This is a genomic window from Actinomadura sp. WMMB 499, assembly GCF_008824145.1.
In the GTDB taxonomy this organism is placed as follows: domain Bacteria; phylum Actinomycetota; class Actinomycetes; order Streptosporangiales; family Streptosporangiaceae; genus Spirillospora.
Genome location: NZ_CP044407.1, coordinates 1,036,764 through 1,051,197, shown reverse-complemented (window position 1 = coordinate 1,051,197; position 14,434 = coordinate 1,036,764). Strand labels below are relative to the sequence as shown.

Here is a 14,434-nt window from a genome sequence, read left to right as displayed (position 1 = left end):
AAACGGGTGTGAAGGCGTTGGCACGTTGAGTACCGATCCGCAGGCGGCGCGGGAGATCCGGCCGCGCCCTTCGACGCTCCGTTCAATGTTCAACGGGATGTTCGACGGGGCGTCGACGGCCCGGGCTGGGCCTCCCCAGCGGGCCGATCCCGGCGTACAACGGAAGGGACGGGGGGACCGGACGCGCACCGGCGGAACCTCCCGCCACCGGTCCCCGCGCGGGAGCACGGGAGGGCCGATGGGCGTCGAGATCCGGGTGGAAGGGCTCAGGAAGTCGTTCGGACGGCAGGTCATCTGGGAGGACGTGTCCCTCACGATCCCGGCGGGGGAGATCTCCGCGCTGCTCGGCCCGTCCGGCACCGGCAAGTCCGTGTTCCTCAAGAACCTCGTCGGGCTGCTGCGTCCCGACCGCGGCCACGTCTACGTCGGCGGCGGCGACGTCCCGCGGCTGCGCGAGCGCGACCTGTACCGGATGCGCCGCACGTTCGGGGTGCTGTTCCAGGACGGCGCCCTGTTCGGCTCCATGAACGTCTTCGACAACATCGCGTTCCCGCTCCGCGAGCACACGAAGAAGGGCGAGGCCGAGATCCGCCGGATCGTCCTGGAGAAGATGGAGATGGTCGGCCTGGCGGGCGCGGGCGGCAAGCTGCCCGGCGAGATCTCCGGCGGGATGAAGAAGCGCGCCGGCCTCGCCCGCGCGCTCGTCCTGGAACCGGAGATCATCCTCGCCGACGAGCCCGACTCCGGTCTCGACCCCGTCCGCACCGCCTACCTCAACCAGCTGTTCGTGGACGTGAACGCCGAGTTCGGGACGACCTTCCTCATCGTCACCCACGACATCGGCACCGCCCGCGTGCTGCCCGACAACCTCGGCCTCCTGTTCCGCCGCGGCCTGGTGATGTTCGGGCCGCGCGAGATGATCCTGTCCAGCACGCACCCGGCGGTGAACCAGTTCTTCAACGCCCGCCGCGAGGGACCCATCGGGATGGCCGAGGAGAAGGATGTCGCGGAGCTGGCCGCCGAGAGCGCGGCGGTTCCGCCGCCCGCCCCGATCCCGCCGCAGCTCATGCCGAGCGACGGGCGGATCCGGCCGTCCATGCACCGTCCCGGGGAATGGCTCGCCGCGCACCGGGTGTCGCCGCCGCCCGGCTCGTTCGTCGACGAGAACGGCCGCAACTGGCTCACCGAATGGGACGCGCTCGTCGCCGCCCGGCGGTACCCCGTCCGTGACGCGTGACGTCCGGAACGGCAGAATGATCCGGTGACGCTCCTTCTGAACCGTTCCGACCTCGAAGGGCTCCTGGAGCCGGCCGGGTGCCTGGACGCGCTCCGCCGCGGCTTCACCGCGCCCCCGGCCGAGACCCCGGCGCGCCGCACGGTCGCGCCGCTGCCCGGACCGGGCACCGCGACCGCGCTGCTGCCCGGCCTCGTCGCCGACGTGCCCGCCTACACGGTCAAGGTGAACGCGAAGTTCCCCGCGAACCGGCCCGCGCTGCGCGGCGTCGTCTGCCTGCACGACCTGGAGACCGGCGAGCTGCTCGCCCAGCTCGACTCCGCCACCGTCACCGCGTGGCGCACCGGGCTCGCCGCCGCGCTCGGCACGCACGCGCTCGCCCGGCCCGGCGCCGACACGGTCGCGGTCGTCGGCGCGGGCGCCCAGGCGGAGCTCGTCCTGCGCGGCCTCGCCGAGCTGCGCCCCGTCCGCGCCCTCACCGTCTGCGACCTGGACGGCGGCCGCGCCGCCGCGTTCGCCGAACGGCACGGCGCGCGGCTGGGCGCGCCCGCGTCCGTCGCCCCCGATCCGCGCGCCGCCGCGCGCGAGGCGGGGATCGTCGTCACCGCCACCTGGGCGCGCCGCCCGCTGCTGCGCGCCGCCGACGTCGCGCCCGGCGCGCACGTCACCTCCCTCGGCGCCGACGAGCCGGGCAAGGCCGAGCTGGGCGCCGACCTGCTCAAGGACGCCCGGGTCGTCGTCGACGACGTCGCGCTCGCCGTCGAGATGGGCGTGCTCGCCGGTGCCGGCCTGGAGGTCCGGCACGCGGCCGGAACGCTCCGCGACCTGCTGCGCGGCGAGGTCCCGGGCCGGGTGCGCGACGAGGAGGTGACGGTGTACGCGCCGGTCGGGCTGCCCTGGCAGGACCTCGCGCTGAGCTGGGCCGCCTACCAGGCCGCCCGCGCCGCCGGGACCGGCCGCGAGTTCGACTTCCTCGCCTGAGCCCGCCCGCCCGGCCCGCCCGGCCTACGGCACGAACTCGTCGAGGACGGGGACGAGCGCGACGACCGGAAGCGTGCGGCCCGACTTCTCCTCGTACTCGGCCCACCCGGCGTCCGCCTCGACGGCGCGGGCGAACAGCCGGTCGCGCTCGTCGCCGGCCAGGACGGCCGCGTCCGCCTCGTAGGTGGACGCGCCGGCCTCGATCGTGACGCGGGGGTTCGCGACCAGGTTGTGGAACCAGGCCGGGTGCCGGGGCGAGCCCCCGGCGGACGCGATGACCAGCAGCCGGTCGGGGCCGTCCGGCAGGTAGCCGAGCGGGGTGGTGTGCCGGGCGCCGGACCGCGCCCCGGTCGTCGTCAGCAGCAGCAGCCGGGCGCCCTCGAACATGCCGCCGACCCGGCCCCCATTGGCGCGGAACTCCTCGATGACCTGACGATTGAAATCCATTCTGCGGTGTCTCTCCTTTTGTTTCCGGGCAGGCGTGATCGGCCGTGGCGGCACATGCGGCCAAGGCTGGGGAAAGGGGTTCGGAAAAGGCGTGCCGAACCTATGGGGCGGTGCTGGGCGGCGCGGCAGGCCGTCCGCCGACTCGGTGCGGCCGAGCGTACGGCCGCGTTGCGGCCGGCGTTCGCGGCAGGGCGTACTGCGGTGCGGCGCCGCGCGTGCGCGCAGTTGGAAGGCGCGGAAGCGCGCAGGAAGGAAGGGAGAGTGTGCGAAGGGCGGGGCACGGGCCCGCCTCGGGCTCACGCCGAGGCCGGGTGCCTCACTCGCTCTTTGCCCGACAGGGCAGACCCGGCAGTCACGGAAAAGAATTTATCAGTGCCGGCCGGTACGGGCAATCGGGAATTCAGAGTCGCTCGCGGTGCGCGAGCGCGGCGGCCTGGGCGCGGTTCGCGACGTTCAGTTTCGCGAGAATGTTGGAGACGTGCACACTCGCGGTCTTCGGCGAGATGAACAGTTCCCCGGCGATCTCCCGGTTGCTGCGGCCCTCGGCGACCAGCTTCAGCACCTCCCGTTCCCGGGCGGTCAGCGCGCCGAACGGGCCCGCACCGGACGGGGCGGGCCCGTTCGGCGCGGCGAGCCGGGCGCGGCTCCCGAGGTCGCGGAGCGCGCCCAGCAGCGGGGCGGCGCCCAGCCGTTCGGCGGCGTCGGCGGCGAGCCGCCACTCCGCGGCGGCGCCGTCCCGGTCGCCGGCCTCGGCGAGCGCCTCGGCGAGCCGCCACCGCGAGCGCGCGACCTCGTACACGAACCCGGCGCCGTCCGTCCCGTACCGGAACAGGTCGGCGGCCCGCCGCCACAGGTCCGGGTCGAGGACGCCGTCCACCCGGCGGCGCTCGGCCTCCACGCGGGCGAGCCAGCCGTGCCCCTCCACGCCGACGAAGGCGCGGGGACGCCCGTCGCCGTCGATCGCGGCGGCGGCCCGGGCCCGGTCGGCGAGCCCGTCCGCCGCGGCGGACAGGTCGTCCCCCGTCGCGCGGGCGCGCTCGGCGAGCGCCTGCAGGCCCGTCGCGGCGATGCGCAGGACGCCGAGATCGGCGGCGTACGGGGAGTCCATCACCCTGTCGACGTGCTCGAGCGCGGCGCCGGCGTCGCCGCGCCACAGCGCGTGCTCGGCGGCCAGGCCGCCGACGATGTAGGTCAGGAGGGGGTCGCCGGGCAGCAGCGGCTCGAGCCACCGCAGCCGCTCGTCCACGAGCGCGTCGCCGCGCGCGACCTCCAGGAACAGGGCGTAGGCGGAGACCTGCCCCTCCGGCCGCCGGACGACCTGGACGCCGAAGCCGTCGGCGAGCCGGGCCGCCTCCGCCCAGTCGCCCGCCGTGTAGCGGATCAGGTACTGCAGGCAGCGCAGCAGCGTCCCGTAGGTGCTGTGGCCGAGGCCGCCGCCGGTCGCGTACCGGACGCCGTCGGCGGCGGCGCGGGCCGCGTCCTCCAGATCGCCGCGGTCGAACCGGACCCGCGTGTAGTGGAACATCGCGCGCATCGTCACCAGCGAGCTGCCGCTGTCCACCGCGAGGTCGCGGGCGCGGGCCAGCAGCTCGGCGGCGCCCTCGCCGGTCAGGGACTCGTGGTAGTAGCCGAGCGTGACCAGCAGGCTCGCCTCGGCGTCGGCCGCGCCGGCCGCGCGGGCCGCCGCCGCGGCGTCCTCGGCGAGCGCGGGCATCTCCTTCGCGGGGTCGTGCCACAGCAGCGTCTTGGCGTAGGTCGCCAGCGCGCGGGCGCGTTCCGGCGTCGGCGGATCCGGCGGCAGCATCGCGACGGCCGCGCGCGCCACCGCCTGCGACTCGGTGTCCTCGTCCAGCTCGCCGAGGCAGGTCGACAGCTGCTGGCGGATCTCGACGCCGAGCGGCGCGTCGGCGGGGTCGGCGGTCTCCAGCAGGCGCCGCAGCCGGTGCACCGCCCGGCGCAGCTCGCCGGCCTCGGCCGCGGCCCGCGCGGCGGCCAGCGCGAGCCGCTCCCGCCCGGTCCCGGCGGCCGCCTCCGGGTCGGGGACCGCGTCCCACAGCTCCAGCGCCCGCTCGTGGTGCTCGAACGCCTCCGCGGGCGCGCCGACCCGGTCCGCCTCCCGTCCCGCCCGCACCGACGCGGCGAACGCGGCGGGCAGGTCGTGCGCGGCGAGGCTGTGGTGCGCCAGCTCCGCCGCCGAGCCCCGCCGCCCGTTCGCCCACCCGCCCGTGTGCCCGTCCGGGCGCCCGTCCGTCCGCTCGTCCGGATCCCCGGCGAGCAGCCGCGCGAAGCCGGCGTGCAGCCGCGTGCGCTCGCCCGGCAGCAGGTCGGCGTACACGGCCTCGCGCAGCAGCGCGTGCCGGAAGCTGTACCCGGCGCCGCCCGGGACGAGCAGCTGGTGCGACACGACCTCGCGCAGCGCCTCCCCGGCCGCGTCCTCGGCGAGCCCGGACACCCGGCGCACCAGCTCGTCGTCCACCCGGCGCCCGGCGACCGCCGCGACCCGCACGACGCGGCGCGCGTCCGGCGACAGCCGCTCGACCCGTGACAGCAGCAGGTCGGCGAGCCCGGCCGGGAGCTCTTCCAGATCCCCGGCGGCGTGCAGTTCGGCGGCGTAGAACGGGTTGCCCTCCGACCGCAGGTGCACCCGCTCGACCACGTCGGCGGGCACCGGCGCGGCCGGCGTCCCCGACAGCGCGGCCAGGTACGCGGCGGTCTCGCCGCGCCCGAACGGCCGCACCTGGACGCCCGTCACGTTCGGCAGCCGCCGCAGCTCGGCCACCAGCGGGCGCAGCGGGTGCCGCCGGTGCAGGTCGTCGGACCGGTACGTCCCGACGAGGCAGACGCGCTCGCGCTGCAGCACGCGGCTGAGGAACGTCAGCAGGTCGCGGGTGGACCGGTCGGCCCAGTGCAGATCCTCCAGCACGAGCAGGACGGGCCGGTCGCCGCCCAGCTCGCCGAGCAGGCCGAGCGCGGCGCCGAACAGCCGCTGCCGGCCGAGGTCGGGCGCGAGCGGCTCGGCCCGGCCGCCGTCCCCGTCGGGCAGCAGCCGCTCCAGCACCGGGCGGGCGGCCAGCGCGTCCCGGACGGCGCCCGCCGCCGGCCCGCCGTCGCGCGAGGCCGCCCACAGCGCGTCCGCGAGCGGCAGGTACGGGACGCTCTCGCCCAGTTCGGCGCACTGCCCGACGAGAACGGTGCGGTCCCGTTCGCGGGCCGCGCTCTCCAGCGCCGAGACGAGGTGCGTCTTGCCGACCCCGGCGTCGCCGCCGACGAGGACGACGCGGGCGCGGCCGGCGGCGGCGTCGTCGAGCGCGCCGGTCAGCTCCGCGAACTCCGCCGCCCTGCCGATCAGCACCGAGTGCGCCCCCCTCGCGTTCGACGGCTTCGCCGGTTCCGTCCCAGTATTCCATCGGGCCGGGGATGGTCCGGGCGCACGGATCGGGCCCCGGACCGAGGTGGGGTCCGGGGCCCGAACGATCTGCCGGGCGCTGCCCGTCAGTGGGCGAGCGCGGGCGTCCGCTCCTCTTCCGCGGCGTGCTCGGCGACCGCCTCGGCCGCGTCCGCGTCGTCCTCGCGGGGCGCCGGGACCTCCGGGACCGGCAGCACCTTGAGGTAGGCGCGCAGCGTCTCGGCGGCGATGCGCTCCCAGGAGTAGCGGGAGCGGGCGCGGTCGGCGGCGGCGATCGAGTACCCGTGCCGGGTGGTCTCCTCCGTCAGCAGGTGCCGGACGGCCCGGCCGATCTGCACCGGGCGGCCCGCCGGGACGTGCAGTCCGGTGATCTTGTCGAGCACCTCGTCGGCGTTGCCGCCGGCCGTGGTCGTCACCACCGGGACGCCGCAGGCCATGGCCTCCAGCGGCAGGGTGGGCGAGGGCGCGGCGGGCGCGAGGCAGAGCGCGAGCCGCGCGGTGCGCAGCAGCCGGGGGAGCGACTTGCGGGGCATCCTGCCCAGGAAGATCACCCGGTCGGCGACGTGCAGCTCCTTGGCCATCAGCTTCAGCCGGTGGACGATCGGGTCGTTCTCCAGCTCCTCGCGGGCCGGGCCGCCGGCGACGGCCAGTTCGGCGTCCGGGACGTGCACGAGGGCGCGCAGCGCGGTCGGGACGTCCCCGGCCTCGAGGTCGTCGCAGACCAGCACGAGCCGGGCGCGGTCGCCGTGCGGCATCGCCGGACCGGCCTGCGCGAAGTGCTCGCCGTCCACGGCGTAGGGGACGACGGTGACGGCCGGGCGGGGGACGCCCATCCGGACGATCGCGTTCGCCTCCTCGTCGTGCCCGGCGAGGACGATGTCGGCGTCGCGGCCGATGGCCTTCTCCAGCCGATCGCGGTGCGGGTGCACCGGCCGGCCGGTGCGGCGCTCGGCGGCGCCGACGCCGTGGTAGCTCTGCGCGAAGGGGATGTCCAGCTCGTGGGCGACGGCGCAGGCGGCGAGGCCGCCGATCCAGCCGTGCGCGTGGACGATGTCGGGCCGGCCGGCGCCGGACCAGCGGCGGCGCAGCTCGTCGGCGAAGTCGCGCAGGTGCGCGAGCGTCTCGTCCTCGGTCAGGGAACGCGCCGGGCCGGCGTCGAGGTGCACCAGCGTGGCGCCCGGGCCCAGCCGGACGCGGTTCCGGGCGTCCTTGGCGTGGCGCCGGGCGTACACCGTCACGTGGTTCGGCTCTCCGTCGCCGTGCAGCGGCCGGACGAGGGAGCGGGCGAGATCCCGGACGTGGACGGACTGCAAGTGCTCGCCGTCGAGGTCGGAGGCGGACACGAGCGCGATGTTCAGCGGGCGGTGCATAACGGGATCCTCCGGGACTACGCAGGGGAAGCCTGGAGGTATCTGCGTCGTAGACACCTGCTCGTAGAGATCCTTACCCCTGCCGCAGTCTCCGTCAAACCTCACGAATCGGATCCCTCCACCGGATCGCCTCCGATCAGCGCGGATACCGGCAGATTTACTCGGTTCGGTCGGTTCCCCCGTCCGGGGCGTCCGGGGCGCCGTCCCGCCCGTCGGTGCGTTCGTCGACGCTTCCGGCGCCGGTGGGCACCACGGGCAGGTTGATCGTGGAGGGGCGGTCGGGGGAGTGGAAGATCTCCTGGTCGGCGGTGAGCATCTCGGTCGCGGTGCCGATCGGGGCGCCGGTGCCGGGGTTGCGCGCGACGCGCGGGTAGGCGCCGCTCGCGACCTGCACCCGGATCCGGTGCCCGGCGCGGAACCGGTGCCCCGCGGGCCACAGCTCCAGGGCGACGGCCCGCACCCCGTCGGCGTCCGGTTCGGGCGTGCCGGGGACGAGCCGCCGCATGCCCTCGCACAGGTTCAGCGACTCGCCGTCGGGCGTGACGTCGCAGAGCCGCACCACGAAGTCGGTGTGCTCCCGGTTCGACCGGACGTGCAGGTCGGCGGTGACCGGGCCGATGATCTCCAGGTCCTCGGTCAGCTCCGCGGACGTGAACGTCAGCACGTCCCGCCGCCGTTCCAGCCGCCGCTGGTCGGTGGAGGGGTGCGTCTCGCCGAGCAGCGTCGGCCCGCCGAGGAACGGCGTCGGATGCTCCGGGTCGTACCGGTACCGGTCGGGTTCGGACTCGGGCGGCTCCGCGGGGGACAGATCGCCGTCCGGCCGCAGGTGCCAGCGCTCCTCCCGCATCCCCGGGACGGGCCAGTGCGGGAACTCGCGCCACTCGCCGGCGCCCGTCACGTACAGCCGCACGGGGTCGTCGCGCAGGCCGGACGGGTCGTCCAGCAGGTGGGCGCGGAACCACGCGACCGACTCGCCGACCGATCCGCGCATCATCCGCTGGTCGGCGTGGAACCAGGGGCCGATCGTCAGGTACGGCTCCTGCCCGGCGGCCCGCAGCGCCGCGTAGTCCTTGAGCTGCCACGGCAGGAAGATGTCGTACCAGCCGCCCGTCATGTTCACCGGCGCGGTGACCCGCGACACGGTGGGGCTGAAGTCGCGCTTGTCCCAGAACGGGGTGTCGGGGCCGTTGACCAGGAGTTCCTGGAAGAACTGCTGCTGCTCCCCGGTGGCGAGCCGGTCCAGCTCGGCGAGCGGACGGCCCGACAGCGCGGCCCGGCGGGCGCGGCGCGGCGACATGAGGCCGGTCGTGATGCCGGAGAAGGAGTTCTTCATCCGGGCGGTGAGGTCCACCCAGATCAGCGCCGACTCGAGCGCGAACGTCCCGCCGACGTGGACCGCGTCCCGGAACGTCGACGCCGTGACCTGCATCGACAGCGCCTTCAGTGCCGGGCCCACCTCGGCGGCCACCGCCCACTGCACGTAGCCGAGGTAGCTCGGGCCGTGCATCGCGAACGTCCCGCCGAACCAGGGCTGGCGCTGCAGCCAGTCGATGGTGGCGAGGCCGTCCTCGCGCTCGTCCAGCGCCTCGAACACGCCGCCGGAGCCGAAACCGCCGCGGACGCTCTGCACCACCGCCTGGAACCCGTGCGACGCGAACGCCTGCCCGCACATCAGCCCGAACGGCCCGCGCCGCCCGTACGGGGAGCGGACGAGCACGGTCGGCGCGCGCTCGACGCTCTCCGGGGCGTACCGGTCGGCGAGCAATGTCACACCGTCGCCCGCGGGAACCTCCAGGTCCCGTTCGACCGTCACCCTGTGGGGGCCGTTCCGCAGTCCCAGCGCCGTGACCCCCAGCCGGCGCATCATGCCCACGCCTACCACCTGACCGATCGTAAACGATGGCGTTCCCGGGACATTCGTGGAGATCGCGTCTCGGGCGGGCCACGGGTTAACTACGATCGAGACGATCCGCGTAAAGCGAACTTTGCTCGCAGAATGCGCAAACCACATCTATCCGGCGGGCGGTGAGTCGCGCCCGGAAGGAGACCGCACGCGTCATGAGTGATAGCTGGGAACGGCCGATCGCCGCCGCGATCGTGCTGGGGGTCGCCGTGATCGTGGCCGTCGGGCTGCGGCTGCTGACCTCCCGGCTGGGCAAGCGGGCCGGGGACACGCGCTGGGCCTGGGACGATCTGGCCGCCAAGCTCGTGCACGACCTGGCGCTCCCGCTGACCCTCCTCGCCGGCACCTGGTTCGCCCTGAAGGTGTGGGACGCCGCGCCGCGCGGCACCCTCGACGTGATCGCCCGGCTGCTGACCGCCGGCGCGATCTTCTTCGTCTCGCTGGCGGCCGCCCGGCTGATCGCCGGGAGCCTCTCCTCGTACGCGACGGCCCGGCAGGGCGTCGCGACGAACGTGACGATCTTCGCGAACATCGCCAAGGTGCTGGTGATCGGCATCGGCATGCTGATCATGCTGCAGAGCCTCGGCGTCTCCATCGGACCGCTGCTCGGCGCCCTCGGCGTCGGCGGTCTCGCCGTCGCCCTCGCCCTGCAGGACACCCTCGCGAACCTGTTCGCCGGCGTGCACATCCTGGCCGCCAAGACGATCGAACCGGGCCACTACATCCGGCTGGACACCGGCCAGGAGGGCTACGTCGTCGACATCAACTGGCGGAACACCACGATCCGGACCCTGTCCGACAACATCGAGGTGATCCCGAACCAGCGCTTCTCCGACACGATCCTCACCAACTACAGCCGTCCCGGCGACGAGATGTCGATCCTCGTCTACGCGAAGCTCCCGTACGAGATCGACCTGGACGTCGCCGAGAGCATGCTCGAGGAGGTCGGGCACGAGGTCATGAAGGAGGTGCAGGGCGGCGTCGAGGGCTCGGGCGTCTTCGTGCGCTTCGACGACTTCAACGAGTCGTCCGTCGGCTTCCACGTCATCCTGCGGTCCACCGAGTTCGAGGACCAGTTCCGGATCAAGCACGAGTACCTCAAGCGCCTGCACCGGGTGATGCGCGACCGGGGCTACGCCGCGCCGTACTGGCACCACCGCGTCAGCCTGCAGGACGCCTCCGGCGCGAACGGGAACGGGAACGGGAAGGGCGAGATCCCCGCCCGCCCCGCCTGACCCGCTCCGTCTGACCCGCCGGGCGGGTCCCGTCGGCCCGCGCGCCCGGACCTTCCGGGTGCGCGGGCCGTCCGGCCGGCCGCTACCGGGTCACCGGATGAACCGGACGTGCGGGAACCGCTTCGACGGCCGGTCCAGGATCGGGCGGTTCCGGTCCCGGAGCGAGCGGTCGAAGAACGCGGTCACGTAGGCCCGCACGGACGCCGTCATCCGCTCCGGATCGACCGTGCCGATCAGGCCCGTCCGTCCCTCGTCCGGGATGTCGATCCGCTCGTCCAGCTCCGGCAGGAACGCCTGCACGTCGGTGTAGGAGTAGTGCCTGGCGGTGGGGACGTTCAGGTCGCGCTTCCAGCCGGTGGAGTTCCGCCAGAACGCGCCCCACGACGGGTTCGTCAGGTGCGTCTGCGGCTCCCCGTCCGGCGCCGACCCCATCAGCATGAACGGCCGGGCGAGCCCCTCGGCCGCGACGGGCACGAGGTCGCCCTCGCTGTACCGCATGGTGCCGTCCATGTCGATCCCGGCGTCGATCCGCCGGTCGACGCGCATGGTCTCGGCCGCCTGGGTGCCGCCGGCCGAGTGCCCGACCATGCCCACCCGCGACAGGTCCAGCGTCCGCCCGAGGCCGCGCGGCAGGCGGCGGCGCTCGGCGTCCGGGTTGCCGCCCCGGTCCAGTTCCGCCAGGGCGTCCAGGACGAGCCGGGTGTCCTTCACCCGCGCGTCCAGCGCGACCTTGATCCGGTCCGGGGTCTGCTCGGGCAGCCGGGCCGGCTCGACCCGCCCGCCGGGGAACTCCACCGGTGTCTCGCCGGTGTGGTCCATCGTCACCACGACGTACCCGCGGCTGACGAGTTCCTCCGCGATCGTCGTGCCGAGCGCCCGCGGCACCCCGAAACCGGGGGAGTAGAGGACCACGGGCCGTTCGCCGCGCCGCGAGTCGGCGGGCGCCGACTCGGCCGCGTGGGTGCGGGCGCCCGCCCAGTCGACCGTCCCGGCCTCGAACACGCCGAGGGCGTCGACCTCGGTGAACGCCCGCGCGACTCCGGGCCGCACGTACGGCGCGGCCCGATGACCGGCGCCGCGGCCGGGGTCGTGGCCGGTCCGCTGCACCGGGTACCAGACGCTGATCATGAGTTCGCGGTCGCGGCCGGGCACCCACGGGTCGGGCCGGCCTGCGTCCACCAGGTGCAGCTCGGTGGTCCCGGCGGCCCGCGGGCCGGTGGGCGGCGGCAGCGTGAACCCGGCGGGCGCGCCGGCGTGCGCGCCGGCCCCGGCCAGGGCGGCCGCGCCGGTGCCGCCGCAGCCGGTCAGCAGGAGGGGGAGCGCGAGGGGGAGCAGGGCCGCCGCGACGAGCGGACGGCCGGAAAGGCGACTTCGCATGCCGCCCACGCTCGCGCCCCGCGCCCACCGGCCGCCATGACCGAACGTCGCCGTCCGGCCCCCTCCTTCGTCAGGAACCGGACGGGGGCGCGGCCTCCTCGAACCACGCGAGGAACTCGTCGTGCTGGAACATCCGCGCGGTCTCGATCGCGGACGGCGTCCCGCTCCGGGGATCGGCGCCCGCGTCCAGGAGCGCCCGCACCACGTCCGCCTCCTTCTTGAACACCGCCCCGGCGAGGGGCCGCTGCCCGCGGTCGTTCGGCCGCTCGGGGTCCGCGCCGCGGGCGGTCAGCGCCCGCACCGCCCCGGCGTGCCCGTGGTAGGCGGCCAGCATCAGCAGCGTGTCGCCCTTGTCGTTGCACAGGTCGACCGGCACTCCCGCGTCCACGTACGCGACGAGCCGGTCGGTGTCGCCCGACCGCGCCGCGTCGAACAGCCGGGTCGAGAACTCCTCCAGCTCCGGATCGGCCTCGTCCATGACCGTGTCGCCGCCTTCCCCGACGAGCAGCCCGCCGAGGCTGCCCTCCCCGTAGGTGAGCCGCTTCTCCAGCGAGACCAGCGCGCCGTCCTCGGCGAAACTGTGGAACCGGACGTCGTCCGCCAGCGACCGCATGATCATCAGGCCGCGGCCGTGCTCGTCCCCCGGGGCGGGCGCGGGCACCCGGCGGGCGTCGAACCCCTTTCCGGAGTCGATCACCCTGATCAGGCACCGCCGGTCCTGGATCGTCGCCCGCACCGTGTAGTCGGCCCCGTTCTCGGCGTGCTCGATGACGTTCGTGCACGCCTCGCTCAACATCATCTCGATGTCCCCGCAGATCTGCTCCTCCACGCCGAGGGTCTGCAGGGCCGCGTCCAGGATCCTCCGCGTCGCCGGGACGCTCGCGGCGTCCCGCGGCAACAGGAGGTCCAGGCTGATCTCCACATCGTCTCCGTGCCGTTCGCCATTTCTCGGATCCTCGATCAGAGAAAGGGTGCCCGGGCGGGCGGGATCAAACATCCTCCCTGGCCGGCCAGGCGCCGCGCCGCACGGTGTCGAGGACGAGCGCGGCGATGTTCCAGGCGTCGTCGGCGCCGCTGTGGTGGCGCCCCTCGAGCGGCAGCCCGGCGTGCCGCAGCGCGCCCGCCATGCCCGTCCGGCGCAGGCCGTGCGATGCCGCGTACACGGCCTTGGCGTTGACGTGCCGCCGCCCGAACGGGTACCGGACGCCGCCCCCGCCGCACTGCCGCTCGAACTGCTTGCGGTCGTAGTCGCCCCAGCTCGCCCACGTCCGCGTGTGCGACCGGTGCTCCCGTTCGAGCAGCGCGCACGCCTCCCGGAACGGTACGCCGCCGTCCACCTCGTCCTGGGTGAGCCCGGTGAGCTCGGTGCAGAACCCGCTGACCGCCGACCGTTCCGGACGCACCAGGACGCGGTGCTTCGCGACGCGCTCGCCCGCGTGCAGGTCGACGACGCACAGCCCGATCTCGATGATCTCGTTCGCCTGCCCCGGCGGGACGGGCCCGTCCCAGCAGGTCGCCTCGACGTCCACGACATTGAGGAAACGACCGATCAGCTCGTCCATGGCCGGGGACGATACCGGGCGGGGACCCCGCTCACGAACGGTTTTCCGCCGCCCCGCGCTCCGCCTCGCCGCCGGGACCGCCGCCGGGACCGCCGCCGGGCGGCGGTGCGTAGGAGGCGACGTACTCCTGCCCGGACAGCTCCCGGATCGCCGTCATGATCTCGTCGGTGACCTCGCGGGCCGCGCGGCCCCGCGGGACGCCCGCGTCCCGTCCGGCGAACCGCAGCGGCGCGCCGATCCGCAGCCCGATCCGGCCGGGCCGGGGGACCGCCCGGCCGCGCGGCTGCACCCGGTCGGTGCCCTCGATCGCGATCGGCACGACGGGCGCGCCCGTCCGCATCGCCAGCCGCGCCACGCCCGTCCGTCCCCGGTAGAGCCTCCCGTCCGGGGAGCGGGTGCCCTCCGGGTGGATGGCGAACGCCCCGCCCCGTTCCAGCACGCGGGCCGACGCGTCCAGGGCGTCCAGCGCGGCGCGCCCGCCGGACCGGTCGACCGCGATCGCGCCGAGGCTGCGGAAGAACACCGCCGTCGCCCGCCCGCGCGGGCCGGGTCCCGTGAAGTACTCCTGCTTGCCGAGGAAGTGGACCCGGCGCGGCACCATCAGCGGCACGACGAACGAGTCCAGGACCGCGAGGTGGTTCGCCGCCAGGATCACCGGGCCCTGCCGGGGGACGTGCCCGAGCCCGTGCACCCGCGGCCGGAACGCGACCCGCATCGCGGGTCCGAGCACGACGTGCTTGGTCAGGGGATATATCAGGCGTTCGGGGTCCATGCCGGAGAAATCTATGGGTGCGACCCGCGCGCGCACGGTGGGGCCCTGCCACAAGACCGGACCCCCGGATCTTGTCGCTCCCCACCTTGCGCGCCCCCGCATCCCCGTCCGGGCCGTGCCCGCCGTCGCCGCCGACCGCTGCCCGCC

Annotated in this window: 11 protein-coding genes and 1 pseudogene; 3 read left to right on the top strand and 9 right to left on the bottom strand. The window is 75.0% G+C overall.

Annotation, left to right across the window (positions count from 1 at the left end; genetic code table 11):
- Positions 1-238: 238 nt before the first annotated feature.
- On the top strand, positions 239-1,237 hold the full coding sequence (locus tag F7P10_RS04495; protein WP_151008207.1) for an ABC transporter ATP-binding protein: 999 nt from the start codon (positions 239-241) through the stop codon (positions 1,235-1,237).
- Positions 1,238-1,261: 24 nt separating this feature from the next.
- Entirely contained in the window at positions 1,262-2,215 is a 954-nt protein-coding gene (locus F7P10_RS04490; RefSeq protein ID WP_151008206.1) for an ornithine cyclodeaminase family protein, read from the top strand.
- A 24-nt stretch (positions 2,216-2,239) separates the two neighbouring features.
- Here F7P10_RS04490 and F7P10_RS04485 read toward each other — a convergent pair whose 3' ends face one another.
- The 4 genes from F7P10_RS04485 to F7P10_RS04470 all read right to left on the bottom strand — a co-directional run bounded on the left by F7P10_RS04485 (position 2,240) and on the right by F7P10_RS04470 (position 9,305).
- Positions 2,240-2,662 carry a nitroreductase family deazaflavin-dependent oxidoreductase gene (locus F7P10_RS04485; protein ID WP_151008205.1) on the bottom strand — a complete coding sequence of 141 codons (423 nt, stop codon included), beginning with the start codon at positions 2,660-2,662 and terminating at the stop codon, positions 2,240-2,242.
- Between the two features lie 400 nt (positions 2,663-3,062).
- Positions 3,063-6,014: a LuxR family transcriptional regulator gene (locus tag F7P10_RS44990; protein WP_151008204.1), complete on the bottom strand. Its 2,952-nt coding sequence runs from the start codon at positions 6,012-6,014 to the stop codon at positions 3,063-3,065.
- 140 nt (positions 6,015-6,154) lie between these two features.
- Positions 6,155-7,438, bottom strand: a complete 1,284-nt coding sequence (locus F7P10_RS04475) for a glycosyltransferase (protein ID WP_151008203.1) — start codon at positions 7,436-7,438, stop codon at positions 6,155-6,157.
- Between the two features lie 157 nt (positions 7,439-7,595).
- Entirely contained in the window at positions 7,596-9,305 is a 1,710-nt protein-coding gene (locus F7P10_RS04470; RefSeq protein WP_151017820.1) for a CocE/NonD family hydrolase, read from the bottom strand.
- A 191-nt stretch (positions 9,306-9,496) separates the two neighbouring features.
- Here F7P10_RS04470 and F7P10_RS04465 point away from each other — a divergent pair, with 191 nt between their 5' ends.
- Positions 9,497-10,576, top strand: a complete 1,080-nt coding sequence (locus F7P10_RS04465) for a mechanosensitive ion channel family protein (protein WP_151008202.1) — start codon at positions 9,497-9,499, stop codon at positions 10,574-10,576.
- Between the two features lie 90 nt (positions 10,577-10,666).
- On the opposite strand, the gene F7P10_RS04460 is transcribed toward F7P10_RS04465, so the two are convergent.
- The 5 genes and pseudogenes from F7P10_RS04460 to F7P10_RS04440 all read right to left on the bottom strand — a co-directional run bounded on the left by F7P10_RS04460 (position 10,667) and on the right by F7P10_RS04440 (position 14,287).
- A complete protein-coding gene (locus F7P10_RS04460; RefSeq protein WP_151008201.1) occupies positions 10,667-11,953 on the bottom strand; it encodes a lipase in 1,287 nt (428 codons plus the stop codon).
- Positions 11,954-12,023: 70 nt separating this feature from the next.
- Positions 12,024-12,431, bottom strand: coding sequence for an ankyrin repeat domain-containing protein (locus F7P10_RS04455; protein WP_151017819.1), 408 nt, complete (start codon positions 12,429-12,431; stop codon positions 12,024-12,026).
- Between the two features lie 129 nt (positions 12,432-12,560).
- Positions 12,561-12,950, bottom strand: a pseudogene (locus F7P10_RS04450) (ATP-binding protein); the annotation flags it as partial.
- Positions 12,943-13,515, bottom strand: coding sequence for a 3'-5' exonuclease (locus tag F7P10_RS04445; protein ID WP_151008200.1), 573 nt, complete (start codon positions 13,513-13,515; stop codon positions 12,943-12,945). The pseudogene F7P10_RS04450 and the gene F7P10_RS04445, both read right to left, overlap by 8 nt.
- Positions 13,516-13,546: 31 nt before the next feature.
- Positions 13,547-14,287 (bottom strand): 1-acyl-sn-glycerol-3-phosphate acyltransferase, encoded by a 741-nt coding sequence (locus tag F7P10_RS04440; RefSeq protein ID WP_176611296.1) that lies wholly within the window; start codon positions 14,285-14,287, stop codon positions 13,547-13,549.
- Positions 14,288-14,434 lie beyond the last annotated feature (147 nt).